Below are 17225 nucleotides of genomic sequence, written 5' to 3'. Positions count from 1 at the left end.
AGAATACGCCAAGAGCCCAATCCTTACGCTGACAGCGTGCGGGTTGGGCTCTTTTCTTTTTCTCTCTTCAATGATCGAATGTAGAATAGAGCAGATAGGCTACTGCCGCTTCCTTACCTTTTTCCCCACCGGAATGCTCTGGGCGAAACGAAACACATTATGGGGATCGTACTTCCGTTTCACCCGCGTCAGCCTTGGGAAGTTCACATCATAATACGCCTTTGGCCAATTTTTGATCTTTAGATCGGGGAAGTTCACGTAATCCCCAACGACAAAGGGACGTAACGCTCTACGGAACCTTTCCACCCACTGAATATTTCGCTGCTGCTCACCATCGTTCCTCCATCGCGCCGACAGCTCATAGATTGTCTCTGCCTTCCGATATGGATAGGCCGTTGCCGTCGGAGATACCCGGCTCACTGCGCTGCCTGCACCCCCCAAGCTCTGACACCATACGGTAGAATGCCTATTGGGCGCGTTGGCTAGGAAGTCACGAATGATCCGCACGCCTTCGCGAGGCAAAGGCTTAAATCCGAACGCGCCGGTTATTTTGAACTTCGGCTCCAGATTCAAGTCCCCTTCGGCGAAAAATTTGGTCGCTTCAATAAATGGGACGGTCCGTACCATCACCTTCACCGGAGTTCCTGCCTGCAGCAAAGGTTGGATTAATCGCCGGAGTTCCTCTGCACCGCCCAGCAATTGCCCCGTCGATACGATCGTTCCCACCTGCTTGGCAGCCACCTCGATGGTTGAGGTTAAGCGGTTCGTGACCGAAGGCGCCCAGTGCTGCCAAGCCGGGAATACCTTCTCCAGATCGCGCCATTTCCAGGTAATGCTGTAGATGGAGACCGTGGAGATAGGCCGTACCCGGAACGTATACGAGGTAGCAATGCCGAAATTCCCTCCCCCGCCACCTCGTGATGCCCAGAGCAGATCGGAATGTTTCTTCTTGCTGGTCACAATCGTCTTCGCCCCACACCGTCCTGAGGCGACGACCATCTTCACCTGTTTTAGGTTATCGCAGGTAAGCCCATATTTGCGAGACAGAAGCCCAATTCCGCCTCCCAAGGTAAGTCCGCCAACGCCTACATCGGGTGCAGTCCCCGCCGGAAGGACTACGCGCTTATTCCACAGCTTCCTGTACACGCGGGCAAGCGGATTGCCTGTCTGTACCTGGGCCACCATCTTCTTGCGATCTACCTTCACCTTATTCATCTCGCTGACATCGATAATAATCCCGCCATTGACAGACGAGAAGCCTTCATAGCTGTGCCGCCCGCTGCGCGCTCTTAGCCGCACGCCCCGCTCCCTAGCCCATTTAACGGCGTTGACCACGTCCTGCGTTCGTCTGCAGAAGACGATCAGCCGCGGAAACTTGGAAAAGCGCCTGTTGAACTCCGTTCTGGCCGCATTGTATGACGGGCTGCCCGGTACCACGATCCTACCGGTCAATTGCGTACCTGTCTTTTTCCGGTGTTGTGCCATCGTAATATCCACCATCCTCGTTCATGGGTAAGCTGTTCTTATCTGCTTATACCTATGTAGGGACACCTATCCTGGTAACGGCACCTGCCTTGTATGGGCGACAAGTAACTGGTAGGAATAAATGATATGAATTATGGAACAATTTCAAAAACGGTACCTTGGTTAAAATCAGCTACTTTCACGGAGCCATAAACCCCTAAATATAGTCTGGTTTGATCCAGATTCGTCCCCAGGCTAACATAATAAGCCGATCGTGATCCAAAATCATAATCGGTTTCAATCACACTAAAATCATTTAGTTTGCAATCTGGTTGTACCCTGGTATAAGCCAAAACCCCTCTAACCGGGGGGTGAGATCCTTTCCGAGCAAGATCGGTAAATACAACGCTTCCCGTTAAACCGGGGATTCCATTCCCCATATAAGGCTGGACTCCTGTAAGTGCAGTTCCTTCAAATTTATCAGGCCTTGGATCTTTATGGAAATAACTCGTTAAAGGCTGAAGACGCCTCACTGAAGTTTTTACTGCTTCATCGTAATAAGCAATTGTTTTCTCATCCAAAGCTGGATTTGCAGAACAGCCCCTAATCATCGAAGTAGGAAAAGCACCTTCCCACCCTCGCCATCCAAAGTTAATAAATCCATTTTGGTTCGGTTCAGAATTCATTAAAGAAGCTTGAACAAGCTGGGTAACCGGTATTGGTTGATGATGAACGAACGAAAAAATCGACTCTACCAAATCCTGTCCGACAATTCCCACATATTTGATATAGTAATTATAGAACCTTTGAAATGAAATTCCTGGAATATTGCGAACTCCTTTGGCAATGACCGTAAGCGTCTCCTGAATAGGTGCGGGAAGTTCATTAAAGCGTGTAACTACGGGTGGATTATCGATGAACGTATTCTTAAAGACATCAATTTCAATGATTTTGCCGGCTATCTCCATATCATCCTGACTTAAATTAAATGGATCGTAGCCTGACCCACCATCTCCTGTTGTTAAAACAAGTTTTCCAGTTTCAGGTGAAAAGTTTAAGCTATTGATACCATTATGGTTTAAAAATGGTCTTCTTATATTAAGTAATGTCCGTCGTTTTTGAGGTTGACCATTCGGCTGTAAAATCCATTCTTCAACGGTATCAATATGATCATATTGCGTTTCTCTATTCATCCATCTTAGGTTTAAAGTGCCGGGATCACACGGGTTAGGCTTAAAAGATTCAAAAGCGCCTGAAAGAGCACCAGGACCTTGTGTCCCGGCTACTGTAAAATGAAGATAGAAAAGACCGTTATAATAAAATTCGGGATGAAACGCTAGCCCTAGCAATCCGCGTTCATCATATCCTCCACTAGAAACACCTAGTTTCATGATTCGCGGGCTAATATCTAGAAAAGTCCTTATGACTTCGTTTCGTATGTAAAAGATCTCTCCTACCTGGGTCGCAATAAATAGACTCTCCATGGAATCACCCGGGAGTATAGCTGTTTTCAAAACAGTGGGCATATTTATCTTACTTACAATGGGCCGTAAACTAACCTTAACTTGTATCAACTAACTTCAGCACTCCCTCCTCTTGATTCCTTTTTTAAAAATATGATTAGAACTGTTCCCTTAGTACCAGTCGCATCCTTAAACTGAGCTATACCCGATTGCTTAACGGGTCTTATTTGCCATCCGTATTCTCCCTACTATCTCCGAGTCTAACAGCGAATTAATAAGAATAAGGGCACCCTATTTAGGATGCCCTTTCATCATTCCTACACGTCAGTCGATGCCAGACACCGAAGCGTACTGACACAATATTACTTGAACGTGACAAATTTCAGGTTGGTCTTTTCCAGTAACTCGAGAATAGCCGGCAATGCCTCTACCGTATTCTTGTGTTCATGAAGCACATACACACCGCCGGACGATTTTACTTTTTCGAAATACTTGATGATGTCCTCCGGCTTTTTTGCGCGCCAATCCTCGGGATCACGATTCCACAATAAAACCTTCAATTGTTGTTCCTTCGCGTTGGACACGAGACCACCATTAACAGCACCGTATGGGGGACGGAATAAGGTAACAGGATTATGGGTAATCGACTCAATAAGGCTGGAGGTCTTCGCTAGATTCTTGACCTGCTCCTTACCACCTGCCTTTGTAAGCACACTATGATCCCAGGAATGATTCCCGATCGACATACCGTGCTCACTCGCATAGATGACCGCATCTGAGTTGCGTTCCACATTTTTCCCAACAAAAAGAAAGGTCGCCGCTACTTTATGTTCCATCAAAATATCCACGATCTTCTTCGTATATACCGACGGGCCATCATCGAACGATAAAGCGACGTATTCTTCTGGCAACGCAAAGAAGCTTCGATCCCCACTAATCTCCATAACCTCGTAGTTCTCTTGAGCCGTATCCTTCTTGTCGTATTTAGCAAGCTTAACGACGGTGGCTTCTTGATCCTCTACCTTAATAGTAGGCTCGTTCGAATGAACCAAATCCTTTTTCCGTGAATCGGTTGATGTCGTTGCCATCATAGTACCAAATTGTCTTTTTGTGGTGTTGGTATCATTCGTGATCCAATCGCTGTTGAACCAGATGCATAGATAGGCAAACAAAGCACCGGTTACCAGCAGCAGTCCCCTCCGCAGCATGCCTAGATTGGAGACACGCCTTGCATGGCGCTGTTCGCTTCCCTCGATCCTGGCCTCCCTCTTCTGACCGTCATCGTCATTTGGGACGGAAATAACCTTCCGTAGCTGGATCTCTTGCATCTGTGCCTTAAATTTTTCACTGCATGAAAAATAAAGCGTTTCCCTAAAGGTACCTGTCGTTCGGACTAAAGCGCTATAATACGTGTTACGATATGGGTCCCACTTAGGGTAAAGAGAAAGTCGAACTCTCCCCCCGTTCAACGGCTTCAAGGCATTCAATTGTAGATATGTAAATTCATCTATTTCAATCACGAATGAAGCTTGTTTATCTAGATGGGAGATCCCGAGATTCATGTGGCAACAGCCATTCGGTAATTTCCCAAGCGACAATAGCTCTATCACCTGTGTGTTATACGTCTCCATTTCACTCATCGTCCTTCTAGCCAATTAGCTCATAACCTCAATCCGATGAAATCTCACCATTTTCGCTTGATTTCGCTGCAAAAGGAGATGTCATGCGGGCAGCAAAGTCGTTGACAATGTTAACAAGATGCGTCTTCTCCTGACGAAGTGTCTCAAACTTCTGCTTCATATGCCCATGCTCAATCTCGAGTTTACCAATCTTCTCCTCAAGCTCGTTGATTTTCCTGTTTTTCTCAGCAAGGGTATCGGTATTCTTTTGCAGCAAGGACGCATATTTTTGGCGTTCAACCTCATTTATACTTTTTAGCTCCTCAATCTCGTAGGACAAGGTAGATTGGAGCTCCCGGTAATCGTCCAACATCTGGTCCACTCTTAGGTTTTTCTCGGCCAGCCTCTGCTCCAAGTCCCTAATGCTTTTCTCGCGATCCTCAATGACTTTATTCATATTCTTCAGGTCTTTGTTTAACCGGTCAATTTGCCCGTTCGCATAGTTTAACCGATCTTGCATCTCGTAATTGCTTGTCTCAACACGCTGCTTGGCCTGTATCATCTGTTCGACAGCAAATACCAAATCGAGAGATTTCTTATCCAAATGTGACTTTTTTTCTAAAATGGAGCTTGACTCTTCCTCGGCCCCTGAAGTACTGTAATTTTCCAACGCGTCCTGTTGCAAATCCTCAGAAACCGTATGTTCAATAAAGCTCCCCTCGGATTGCCGTTCAGAGGACTTCCTTTTTTTGAGGAAAGGAGAAATCATACTTTTTACCTCACCTTTTCTATAAATGTCGTTAATTGTCGGTTACATCCTATCAATTATAAGATAATAACCCTTAAATGAGGCGGGACTAAAGTACCGTTTTTTGTAAAATAATAACTTACAGAGGTATACCTAGTACGGGAGAATCAGAAGATATGGCTGAACTGGCTCGCCGAGGACATCCAGTTATTGACACTGATTACATTGGATGGATCGAAAACGTGGATGGCATCAGGTGGTTGTGGCACGAGGATCGGATCCGTGGATTCATGCTAAAATAAATCCTAATTTGATTAGATTATTCGATCTATGTAACTCAAAACACATTACGACTGTAATGCGTTCTGACCAGTAGCATATGCTCTATATTGACATACGTTATAAGAAAGGGTTATTAACGATATCGAGAATCTCGGCTGTGAGGCCTCTGCGCAAATCTGTTTTTGGCTCATATCCCAGAAGGGACTGTGCCTTAATGGTATCTGCCCAAGTATGGCTGGGTTCTCCAATCGGTTTGCCCATAAACTGCTGTTCCACTTTTTTGTTGAACAGCTCCTCAAGAATGGCTATACAATCCAGAACGGAAGCACGTTCTTTACCTCCAATATTAATTGTTTCGCCAATAATGTTATCGGCATATGCCGTCGCAGCAATGGCAGATACGCAATCTTCCACGTAAGTAAAATCACGGGTTTGTTTCCCATCCCCGTTAATCGGAATTGGCTTATTTTGCAAAATGTGCTTAATAAACCTATGAAATGCCATATCCGGCCGCTGCCTTGGACCATATACGGTAAAAAATCTTAAGATTACAACGGGGATACGATCATTATGAGCATATACTCTGCACAGTAGTTCTCCCGTCAGTTTGCTTACTCCATAAGGAGATAGTGGCTCCGTGGTGGAAGTTTCGTTAACCTGACCTGTTTGTTCACCGTAAACAGAAGAAGTCGACGCATAAACAAATTTGGTGACCGGGTAGGAGCGGCAGCCTTCAAGAAGCCTTTGGGTCGCCTCAATGTTATTGGTAATGTAATATTTAAAATCTTCTCCCCAACTGGAACGCACTCCAGGCATCCCGGCCAAATGGTATACGATATCTACACCAGGAAGAAGTTGGTCCCAAGGTACCTTTAGTAAATCTTGTTGAATAAAAGTAAAGCGGGGATGCTGAAGCAGATACCTTAGATTATATTCTCTCGCAAGAACAGGAGTAGATGACTTCACAAATGCATCCAAGCCAATGACTTCAAAGCTAGTATCTAGCAGAAGCCGCTCGCAAAGATGTGAACCTATAAATCCAGCTGCGCCTGTAACTAATATTTTCATGAATGACGCCTCCTAAAAACTTTTCGAGTAACAACAATACAGTGAAAAGCTTTATTCATTAGCGATGCCATGATAATGATAACCTAGCTTTATCAACTGCTCACTGTCCAGCATGTTTCTTCCGTCAAAAATGAAATGCTGGTTCATGTAAGCTTGCATTTGAGTCCAATCCGCTAACTTATATTCATCCCATTCTGAACAGAGGATAACAGCGTCACATTGATCTAACGTCTCCTCAAGCGAGTCGAATTGTTGAAGTTTACCGGACAGCAAACCGAAGGGGAGCTTAGCTATAGGATCGTGAACTTTAACGATTGCTTGTTTTTCAAGTAGTTCTTGAATGATAGAAATCGCTGGCGCTTCTCTTAAATCATCGGTGTTGGGCTTGAAGGAGATGCCCAGAATCGCAACGGTTTTATGGCTAAATCCGCCTAGCTTTTGTTCCCAAACATTCAAGAAATGAGAGTATTGCGTTTGGTTCACTTGATATACTTTTTCGAGTATGCTCAGATCCGTGTTATGCTCCTTAGCGGTATATAGTAGAGCTTTTATATCTTTCGGAAAGCAAGATCCACCGTATCCGATCCCGGCTCTCAAGAAATGCTTGCCTATCCGGTGATCCATTCCTATTCCTTCAGCGACATCAGATATGTTGACTTTAATCGTCTCGCAAAGCCTTGACAATTCGTTCATATAGGAAATTTTAGTTGCCAAGAACGCGTTCGAAGCATACTTAATCATTTCTGCTGTTCTTGCTGTAGTAACGAAGAAAGGGGCTGATATTTTCCCATATAGGGATTTGGTCATATCAATTGCATGAGAGCTATCACTTCCTATAATGATGCGGTCCGGATTTAAGGCATCTTGCAGAGCACTGCCTTCCCGAAGAAACTCCGGATTGGATACAACATCGAATTCGTTAGGAGTAGATTGAGCCTCACGGATCCAATGGACCAATTTATTGTTAGTATCTATGGGGACAGTGCTTTTCACAGCAATCAACTTATATTCATTCATATATTTACCTATACTACCGGCAACTCCACGGATGAACTGAAGATCAGCGCTTCCATCTTTATCCGAAGGAGTTCCTACACAAAGGAATATGATGTTGTTGTCACGTATTGCCTGCTTCGTCGAGGAGGTAAAGCGTATGTTACCAGATTTAAGGTGTTTCAGTAATAAGTCATCCAGCCCCTGTTCATAAAATGTAAGCTTGCCTTCTGATAAGGTTTGGATTTTCATAGAATCGGTGTCAAGCCCGGTTACATTCCACCCTTGTTCGGCAAATACCAATCCGGTAGTCACCCCGACATATCCCATACCCATGATTAGAATATTCATATTATTGGCCCTCCACGATACGTCTCTGTAAGCAGTCCGTCAGAGAAGTGAAGTAGGAGGAATGGTTCATTGTCTATGAAAGCTTCGGATTGTTTCACTGCACAGAGAATTAATCCCTTCATATGCCTTTACCTCCTTGTCTATATTAAGACATTATTAATTTATGATGGAAATATCTAAATGTGAGGGCGTTTATAGGAGAGTAATAGCCGTTAAATGCGCGTTACTTTGAGGACAATTCATATTCCACTAATCAACTCTATCAAAAGCCTAATCATCTGGATTGAAATCTCATATTATACATGGAAACCTGTTACGTTTCGAAATATATTGAAGGGAATGATACGATTGCTAAATTTAGAAATAGTGTTGAAGTATTTGGAAGCCTATGAAGGTGTAGAAGAGATTCAAGTAGGGTATTCAAATGGTGACAAAACAGATTATGCTTTGGAGGACGGGGAAGTCAGCGACTTGCTGAAAGATGTAGATTGGGCTAATGTTGAAAAAATTGAAGTGGAAATGGCTGATGGCTCCAAAGATAGTTTAGATTTGGACGATGAAGACGATGATGACGATGATGAAGAAGATGAAGATGATGACGATGACGATGATGAAGAGGAAGATGAAGAGGAAGAAGAGGAACAAGCTTAAGCAATGACGATATCAAAAAAAATAAGCCTCTATCTCCACCTTCAGAGTGGTTTTAGAGGCTTTTTCACTTAAAATTTGGGACTGGATCATTCTGTAAGAAAGGCTATCTATCTTTGCTCCCAAACAGATCGTATATCATTAGCGACACGTTCCCATGTGAAATTTCTTTCTGCCAGCCGCCTTCCATTAATACCCATTTGACGCGCTCGATTCATGTCTGACAGCATGGTATTTAGCTTTTCTGCATATTCACTGGGGTCTTCCGGATTCGATACCAATAAGCCGTTATTGTTGACAATAATTTCAGGATTGCCGCCTCTCGCTGTTGTAAGGAAAGGAAGTCCGGCTGCCATGGCTTCGTAATGAACTCTGGCCAAGGGTTCCTGCCACAGAGAAGTACATACAAAAACATCTCCTGCATAGAACCAGCGGTGAACATCGTGAGCTTGAACATATCCCGTTGTTATTACCGGAAGAGGTGCCCGTTCTGCAAGAGCCCTAACGTAAGCAACATAATCACTTATTGTGTTATCACTGTACCAAGCTCCTCCAACAACAACAAGTGCAGCATCCGAATGGTTTAATTTAGACATAGCACGCACTAATACATGAGGGCCTTTATTGCGGGAGAGTCTTCCGACGAACAAAATTATTTTTTTGTTCTGAAGGTTATATTCCGCTCTGAGGCTTTCACGGGCACGCAATGCGCTCGGTGACTCCATCCAGGGTGCAAACCGATCTAAATCAACGCCCGAATAAATCGTCTTTAACTTGTGAGCTGCATAAGGATAGTAATCACAGATCGCAGTACCAATATAATTGCTTATTGTAATAATCCGTTCTAATTGTTCAATAGCCGCATTTCCTTCACTGCTGTGTAGCTTATACGGATTGAACATATCATTGTGCATACTCAAAATAAGTCTGGAGAAAGGAGCAACATTCCTGACGGGAAGAACCAACCTTGGCCGGTTAAAGATATGAATGATATCAAAATGTTCTGTCGTATGCTCTAGGAAGCTAATCACTCCCCTGGAGTAAACATCAAGCAATCCTTCAGAATTCACACGTACATAGCGGATACCATCGACAATTTCGTCGAGGGGTAAATCGGGGTCCGTTCTGCCGAGAATCGTAATCCTGTGATGCTTGCTTAATAGTGAAGCCACCCCACAAATATATGTTTGGATGGCTCCTCCTCTAATGTTGGGGACAGGCAGCTTTTCCGTACAGATCATCAAAATGTTCACTTGTTAACAGCTCCTTTCTTCAAGCCGTTTTTCGTCTTAAGTAACTTTTCTTCTTTCTCAGTGCTTTTGTGGTTTTCTTAAATCCTTTTTTTCGTTTTGTAGTTTTCTTTTTAAGCTTGAATAGAACGATTTTTCTGTAAAGGGATTTTTTGGTACCACGCTTATACTTCCTAGTGCCTGGTTTTATTCTTATAAGTTTCTTTTGCTTTTTCTTTTTGAACTTGCTTAATTTTTTGATACGCTTTGGTTTTGGTGAAGAACGGCGTTTCGGTATTCGGAGAGTAAATTTCTCTGGTATGACTGAAGTTGGTATTTCTGATGTATTATCAGCCAATATTGAGGGGGTATAAACAGGAGTTTCCGTATTGGAAGCAATTCGTTCAGGATTGTAGTTTTGTTCAAGAACAGGTGAAGAAGTATCTATTGCTACAGGATCTGTAAGAATCATGTTACCTGGGATAAGAACCGGACGCTCGAAAACAAACGGCGTAATTTCTTCCGTAGTATAATCTCCGGCAGGGTATTTTGATTTATCCATTTCAAGTTCAGCTAAAACCTGCCATTTGCTTGCTTCCGTTGCCATGACTCTTTGCAGGATCGGTTCCAGCTCTGTTTGAAGGAACAACAAAGGTTCAAATACAATTTCTTTAACATGCTTGTAAAATCCGTTAGGAAATGCCATATCCAACCACAATATTTCAAACGTCTCCTGATCAATTGGATTTGCTTGATGATAGGCATCGATCATTCCACGAATCCAGGTCACGTCCCAGACGCCCATATCATCCATAGTACTGGTAATTAACTTACGTAGATCGCGAAATGGAAGGTCGTAGGACACCCCATCTAAATCGATAACCCAAATACCACCCGGACCCATTTGACCGTTCGACCAACCATAATCCTGGTGAGCAAGCCCCCAATGAGGCTCTCCTTTGGCTATCATTTTAGTATAAGGAGACAGCTTGAACTTTTCAAAAACTTCAATAGCCTGCCTCTCGAAATCATCGACGACTGAAAGTAAGCTTTCACTAGCCGCGGTTTCCGGGTAAGCCTGTGCAATATCCCTGAACCAGCCTATTTTGGCAATTATTTTTTCATAATATTTGGTCCATCCATATATCCTTGACGATCTCTCCGATCCATAAGGAGGAACATAACCTTTGGAGTTTTTATGAAACTCTCCTAGGCCAAAGCAAAGCTCGGCGGCTCCTTCCAAATCTATTTTAGAAACAGGCAGCAATGGTTCTATCCATTCCGTCACAATCCACAGTTTACCGCCTGCTTCAACATAGATACTTCCATCTCGGGTTGGAATGAACGAAGGGACCCGATATCCCAAGCCAGACATGTACTCTTGCGCTCCAATACTGAAGAGACTTCTTTGAGGGCGTCTGTGTAGAACTTTAATACTGCGGGTTCCTTTATCTGTACCTATTTTCCAAATAGCTCCGCCTTTGTCAGGCTTGGATGTTATCAGAACCATTTCATTGACCTGCATATCATATTGCTCCATGACCTGTCTTGCCAACATTTCCAATTCGGGAGGTACATACTGTTCATGCACTACATCAGGGGATAAGATTTGCTCAGCCCAAGGGACGATTTGGTAATTTTCCACCACCATCACTCCATATTTATTTTTTAGAATAAGTGATATTAGCTAAATTAATTACTGTTGAGCAATATAGTTATAATCATCTTCAATTATTGAGCGCAAATAGATGCTCATTAAGCTCTCCGCCGTTTGCGATATGGGAAACCGCTGTGTTACAAATTGTTTACCGGAATGGACCAAATAAGACTTTTCGTTAGCTTCCATTGTGATTAGTTTCCTAAGATGGGAAGTCAACATAGCCCTTGAGCATTTATTGTCATCATCATGGTCGCCAAACCAGCTATCCCACGCTTTCTCATACTTATCTGGATTGACAATACCTAAAAATCCTTTCGTACCGACTGCAATAACAGGCCTCTCGCACGACATGGCTTCAAGTGCTACTCTTCCAGTTCCAATAACACAATCGCTAATGGAATAGTACACCCCCATATTCGTAATTTCTCCGACATAATGAATGAAATGTTCATTTGTCAGACGATGCTTCTTATCTATGAGATTTAAAATGTCCTGTTGTTTGTTTCCTCCACCCGCAATAATTAGATGCAAATGGGAGTAGCCGTTTTGACGTAATGAATCTACGGTTTGAATTATTTCTTCACATATTTCGCCCTTTTCCCAGGATAACCGACCAGCGTACAAGACCACGATAGCGTCTCGGGGAAGCCCTAGCTTAGTACGGAAATGCTGTAAATAAGCAGGACCATACTTATGATATTCGTGATTATCGATCCCATTGGAGATGACCTTCGTATCGATTCCTTTGGATAGAAGAAGTCGCTTAATGGAAGGGCTCACACAAGTAATTGTTGATCCTCTCTGTAAAGATTCTAAGATATCCATGTCATAGTAGGTTCCGTGGACGGTAAAAACGCAAGGTATATGCAATTGCCTTGCTGCTAATAGCGCTAAACTGCCCGATGGGACCTGATGACAGTGAACGAGATCAATTTGTTCCGAGCTAATAACAGATTTTAATAACTCTAAATTTTTAATTCGATTCTGGTAATCAAGTTCGTAATTATCCAGAACAAAATCAATTTCATAAACAGGGCATCCTAGCCCGAGAAAATGTTCACGAAGCTTACCTTTTTTACAAGCGATAACAACGAATACTCCTTTTTTAATCAGTTCGCGTGTAACAGAAAGTGTATAGGTTTCAGTACCGCCTATATTTAACTGATCTAACACCATTAAGATTCGCATTGGAACCGAACGATTAATTAATAATGGAGTCTCAATGGGTACAGGGGTGGAAGAATGAATAACGCTTTTTGGCTTTGAGGTTTGCCTTCGCTTTCTTGGTATAATGGTGTTTTTTGGTGTTCCCCGTTTTTTTTTTAGCATGGAATCACCTCCACATAACAGGTTGGTCTGTTCTATCTCTATGCATATGTCATTAGGTGAATGGATGATTGTACATTAGTGGATTTTAGTGAAACGTATTTAAAATTGGTCAAACTCCTATGTTTCTTTTCTAAATATCAAATATGATAAATTGAATACATTTCATTTTGGGGTGGGATTGGGATTGGATAAGCAACATTTACCTGCTGATGCCGTTTTAATCGGGCGTGGAAAACAAGGAATGGTTTATCGGATCTCAGCCGACCGCTGCATTAAATTTTACAAGAATAAGGAACATGCACGTATGGAATATACAGCTTACCGTCTTGCTGAGGGATCTCCGATCATTCCTAAATTGTACGAATATGGAGAGGACTACTTGGTTATAGAGTTTCTTAATGGACATTCATTAAAGAGAACGTTGGTAAATACCAAGACGATCTCAAGAGCGGAATCCGAGCAAATTTTGTACATTATTCATGAAATGAAACGCCTGGGCTTTACGAGAATAGATATTGCCTTGTTTCACATTTATATCCAAGAGCATTCTTATAAAATTATTGATTTGGTGAATTCATATCATAAGGAGTATCCAGTACCTAAGGTAATGCTCAAGGGGTTAGCGAAGCTTGGATTATTGGGTCCATTCATGACGCACATCAAAGATTTGGATTCAGATATGTATTCAATATGGCTGGATCATATAGCGACAAGGAGCGATCGGTATGGGGACGTCTTTGCCAACTGACGTTTTATTCGCACTCAAAATGATAAGCGAATCATTTCCGGTCGGAAAGCTTAAAGGGGTAGGGCGTAAATTAGGAGGATCCTACAATCTGAATATTAAGATCGAGACAAGTAAAGGAGAATTTGTAGCCAGAATAATGAATCGATCGAATATGGCCCAGCATCTAAATTACGTACAAACCGTACTTGCAAATCTAAAGGAACAAGGACTGCCTGTCCTAAATCCGATTCTTACGCAAGAAGGGGAGGCATTCATCTCTTTCAATGATAAATTGCTGCAGGTTACTCCCTTTGTGAGAGCGGAAACCTTTCAAAACTCGCCCAAACAAGTGGCAGCGAGTGCCCGTATGCTTAGTACGTTTCACCAAGCGATTCAATTTCCCCAATCAGGACCAGAGCCTGCTTGGTCTTTCAACCGACCATCTGATTATTACTCAAACGCTCTAGCTGATTTGAAGAGAATACCAGGAATTCCAAGTCATCAGCTCTCAGAAGCGGAAAAGCTAGCAGAGGATATCATGGCGACGTGGAATCAATCACAGGAGGACTTGCCATCAGCCATTATTCATGGTGATTGGCACTTCTGGAATCAATTATATAAAGATAATGAAGTATATAGTATTATGGATTTTGATTTCATGGAACATGGAAAAAGAATTCACGACATTGCTTATTCCATGTGGGTAATATATATCATTTTGCCTAAATATACCAAGGGCTTTGATGAGCTTTTTATAAAAGAGTATATTGGTCTTACGAAAGAAGAAGTAAATATTCTGCCTGTAGCCATAGCTCGAGTGAGTTTGTTTTTCCTATGTCAATCCGCATATGCTGCTAATCCTGAAGAGAAATGGCGTAGACATTTTCGTAAGCAAATTCCATTGATTCAGTGGCTCTTATCAAATAGTAGATTTCACGAAATAGTTCAAGAAAATAACGAATATGAATAGTCCAATAAAGTAGTAAAATAGCCGTATTTTAATATCGGTTGCGTTACTTCTTCACCAAGGCCAGTATCTCTTCGGCTACCTGTTCTGGGTGATAGTGATGAATATAATGCTCAGCGTCTTCCACAATCACTTGTTTACTCTGTACGGCCCACGAGGTTAAAGCTTTTTGGCTTTCCATCCAATCACTGGAGGCCTTACCATTACTTCCTGCAGTCATAACCGTAATCGGAATGTTCAAGGGTTTCTTCCCCTTCAGAACTTCTATTGCATTTCTCTGACTCTGGCGCATCTCATCGGTAATATTTCTGTTGTTGGCTTTGAGTAACGTGGAAATTCGATCAAGTTCTTTGAGTTTATCCGGCAAAAGTTTCAGCTCATTTCGCTCGCTCGACAGCGATTCAGCAAATCCATCGAAATGATACAGCGTTCTAGCCACACCCGATTGAATTAGAAATCGTTGGAACAACGAAACTGCTGTCATTGGCGATTGTTTCGAATAATACTCCGGACTTCCTCCATCTAATAGAACGATCCCTTTCACTTCATCAGGATACTTCTGCGCAAAGTGGATCGTTTCGAGCGAGCCAAGAGAATGGCCAACTAAGATGTATGGCGGATGTTCACCTGATACTCGCAGTAATTCATGAATTTCATCGACGATATTGTTGATATCGCGTTTACGTTCTGTCTTATCGCTATACCCATAACCAAAACGGTCAATCACCGCAAATCGGGAGGAATCCTCGATCTTGTCATACAGCGGGTAAAAATCAACATACGGATTAACCGTTCCCCATCCTGCATTGAATACGATCGTCGTACCGCCTTGGCCTCCGGTATAAATGTGCATTTTATGTCCGAAAACATCGTATCTGCTCCCGACCGGCTTATATTCATTCCAATCCTGTCTAGCACCCGCCCATTGGTACACGTAGCCAATAGCCAACAAAAGGAGGAGAAGAGCAAGTCCGTAAAGCATCGACTTTCGTATAAATTTCCACAATCTTCCCATTCATATATCCCCCTATCATGAGCAAGATATTGTTATCCATTGAGAAAAACAGCCTCATTCCAAAACCTATATTCCCTAAATTGAAAACAACAAGGTGCCCGAAAGTCAAACCATGGCTTTGGACATCTTGTTATGCAAATGATACATATATGATTCGTCCAACGTCTCTCGCAATCACGACCTTCATAAATATCTCCGTTATTACCCTGTATCCGAAAGCGATTGCCTATCTCTCATTATACCATGGAATGGAAAATAACAGGAAATTTTTAGTTGAAATGATCTTAAAACCCATTAAACTCAAGGTCTCCGAGTCCATGCAATTCCTTTATACCAGTAAGGCTTTCCTAACTAAAATATTTTATGGTATGATGTTTTGATTGTGTATCTACCCTGTGACACATTTACATTCATCTAAGAAAAGAGGTATATATGCACGCTACAGAATTATCCAGAAGACATTGGTTGCTCATCTTAACACTCTCTTTATTAACATTTGTTCTCGGGACAAGCGAATTTGTTATTGTCGGAATCTTAACCGATATTTCATCGAGCCTGCATATGACAAATGCAAAAGCTGGTACACTCGTTTCTGCGTTTGCGATTACGTTTGCCATTGCCACACCACTGGTGATGTCAGCAACAAGTCATTTTCCAAAGCGTAAATGGATGTTGTTTTTGATTGGATTGTTTATAATCCTTAATGCTCTGTGCGTAATTTCGACAAGCTACATCATGCTCCTTGCACTTCGGATTTTGACGGCGATTGTAACAGGAGTTTTAATCTCTTTAGCCATGATTGTTGCAAGTGAAACCATGCCCATCGCAAAACGTGGACTTGCTATATCATTTGTTTTCGGTGGTTTCTCACTTGCAAATGTCGTTGGAGTCCCAATTGGTACTGTCCTCGCCGAACGGTATGGCTGGAATGCTACTTTCATGTTAACTACTTTCCTAGGTGGATTGGCGTTTTTGACATCTTTTTTCGTTTTGCCTAATAAGCTCAGCCAAATACGCAGTTCGATACGGGATCAGTTTTCTTTATTGGCCAAGCCACGAATTTTGATGGCTTTTTTCATTCCTGCTCTCGGATTTGGCGCAACTTATGTCGTTTTTACGTACCTTGTTCCAATATTGAAGGGAATGGGAGCACCAAATCATTCAATTAGTATAATCTTATTTGGCTACGGATTTATCTCGATTTTCAGCAACATCCTCGCTGGTAAAATTGCCAACCACAATGCAATCGGACGACTTCGGTTTGTTTTCCTCTTGCAGGCAGTTGTTCTGACAAGTTTATTTTGGACGACAAATCATTTTATTTTAGGACTTGCTAACATTGGCTTGATGTCGTTAATGGGCATTCTCTTAACAACATCTACTCAACTTTATTTAATAGACCTTGCCGAAATTTATCAGCCAAAAGCAACAGGGCTTGCTGCTTCACTTATGCCCGTGGCAAGCAACGTAGGTATCGCTTTTGGTTCTGCATTAGGCGGAATTGTATACCATCAAGGGACTTTAATGAATGTGACATGGGTCGGTGGGGTTGTTGCAGTCTGTGCAAGTATGCTAACTTTCTTTAGTCATCTTTTAGACCAAAAACAAAAGAAATTAGCATAAGAGGGAAGCTACAAAGTTAATCTTTCATTTAAAATTAAA

General features: G+C 42.5%; 15 protein-coding genes. 4 read left to right on the top strand and 11 right to left on the bottom strand.

What is annotated here, in order from left to right:
- Nucleotides 1–99: 99 nt before the first annotated feature.
- From AC3WU2_RS16785 to AC3WU2_RS16755, 7 genes are all read right to left on the bottom strand, one after another.
- Complete coding sequence (locus tag AC3WU2_RS16785) at nt 100–1485, bottom strand: FAD-binding oxidoreductase (protein ID WP_492456084.1); 1386 nt, start codon at nt 1483–1485, stop codon at nt 100–102.
- A gap of 131 nt (nt 1486–1616) precedes the next feature.
- Entirely contained in the window at nt 1617–3038 is a 1422-nt protein-coding gene (locus AC3WU2_RS16780; protein WP_492456082.1) for a PQQ-dependent sugar dehydrogenase, read from the bottom strand.
- A 251-nt stretch (nt 3039–3289) separates the two neighbouring features.
- Nucleotides 3290–4558: a polysaccharide deacetylase family protein gene (locus AC3WU2_RS16775; protein ID WP_492456079.1), complete on the bottom strand. Its 1269-nt coding sequence runs from the start codon at nt 4556–4558 to the stop codon at nt 3290–3292.
- Nucleotides 4559–4595: 37 nt separating this feature from the next.
- Nucleotides 4596–5315 carry a hypothetical protein gene (locus AC3WU2_RS16770; protein ID WP_492456077.1) on the bottom strand — a complete coding sequence of 240 codons (720 nt, stop codon included), beginning with the start codon at nt 5313–5315 and terminating at the stop codon, nt 4596–4598.
- Between the two features lie 378 nt (nt 5316–5693).
- On the bottom strand, nt 5694–6644 hold the full coding sequence (locus AC3WU2_RS16765) for an NAD-dependent epimerase/dehydratase family protein (protein WP_492456075.1): 951 nt from the start codon (nt 6642–6644) through the stop codon (nt 5694–5696).
- Nucleotides 6645–6695: 51 nt separating this feature from the next.
- Entirely contained in the window at nt 6696–7988 is a 1293-nt protein-coding gene (locus AC3WU2_RS16760) for a UDP-glucose dehydrogenase family protein (RefSeq protein WP_492456073.1), read from the bottom strand.
- The gene (locus tag AC3WU2_RS16755) at nt 7985–8110 is read right to left on the bottom strand and encodes a hypothetical protein (RefSeq protein WP_018754275.1); all 126 of its coding nucleotides are present in this window, start codon (nt 8108–8110) and stop codon (nt 7985–7987) included. The genes AC3WU2_RS16760 and AC3WU2_RS16755 overlap by 4 nt, the downstream gene beginning before the upstream one ends.
- A gap of 226 nt (nt 8111–8336) precedes the next feature.
- On the opposite strand from AC3WU2_RS16755, the gene AC3WU2_RS16750 reads away from it, so the two are divergent.
- Nucleotides 8337–8639 carry a hypothetical protein gene (locus AC3WU2_RS16750; protein WP_492456071.1) on the top strand — a complete coding sequence of 101 codons (303 nt, stop codon included), beginning with the start codon at nt 8337–8339 and terminating at the stop codon, nt 8637–8639.
- A 107-nt stretch (nt 8640–8746) separates the two neighbouring features.
- On the opposite strand, the gene AC3WU2_RS16745 is transcribed toward AC3WU2_RS16750, so the two are convergent.
- From AC3WU2_RS16745 to AC3WU2_RS16735, 3 genes are read right to left on the bottom strand one after another with little or no spacing between them, the layout of a single operon-like run.
- Complete coding sequence (locus tag AC3WU2_RS16745; protein WP_492456069.1) at nt 8747–9889, bottom strand: glycosyltransferase family 4 protein; 1143 nt, start codon at nt 9887–9889, stop codon at nt 8747–8749.
- A 19-nt stretch (nt 9890–9908) separates the two neighbouring features.
- Complete coding sequence (locus AC3WU2_RS16740; protein ID WP_492456067.1) at nt 9909–11510, bottom strand: CotS family spore coat protein; 1602 nt, start codon at nt 11508–11510, stop codon at nt 9909–9911.
- A gap of 51 nt (nt 11511–11561) precedes the next feature.
- On the bottom strand, nt 11562–12854 hold the full coding sequence (locus AC3WU2_RS16735) for a glycosyltransferase (protein ID WP_492456065.1): 1293 nt from the start codon (nt 12852–12854) through the stop codon (nt 11562–11564).
- A 184-nt stretch (nt 12855–13038) separates the two neighbouring features.
- On the opposite strand from AC3WU2_RS16735, the gene AC3WU2_RS16730 reads away from it, so the two are divergent.
- On the top strand, nt 13039–13602 hold the full coding sequence (locus AC3WU2_RS16730; RefSeq protein ID WP_492456063.1) for a serine/threonine protein kinase: 564 nt from the start codon (nt 13039–13041) through the stop codon (nt 13600–13602).
- A complete protein-coding gene (locus AC3WU2_RS16725; protein ID WP_492456061.1) occupies nt 13580–14551 on the top strand; it encodes a phosphotransferase enzyme family protein in 972 nt (323 codons plus the stop codon). Before AC3WU2_RS16730 ends, AC3WU2_RS16725 begins: the two co-directional genes overlap by 23 nt.
- 43 nt (nt 14552–14594) lie before the next feature.
- On the opposite strand, the gene AC3WU2_RS16720 is transcribed toward AC3WU2_RS16725, so the two are convergent.
- Entirely contained in the window at nt 14595–15563 is a 969-nt protein-coding gene (locus AC3WU2_RS16720; RefSeq protein ID WP_492456059.1) for an alpha/beta fold hydrolase, read from the bottom strand.
- 432 nt (nt 15564–15995) lie between these two features.
- Between AC3WU2_RS16720 and AC3WU2_RS16715 the strand changes: the two genes are divergently transcribed.
- Nucleotides 15996–17186: an MFS transporter gene (locus tag AC3WU2_RS16715; RefSeq protein WP_492456057.1), complete on the top strand. Its 1191-nt coding sequence runs from the start codon at nt 15996–15998 to the stop codon at nt 17184–17186.
- The last annotated feature ends 39 nt before the right edge of the window (nt 17187–17225 follow it).

It is taken from the genome of Paenibacillus sp. EB106-05-06-XG162, assembly GCF_058791655.1.
The sequence above is the reverse complement of the archived record's forward strand: the minus strand, read 5'-3'. Positions and strand labels throughout refer to the sequence as shown.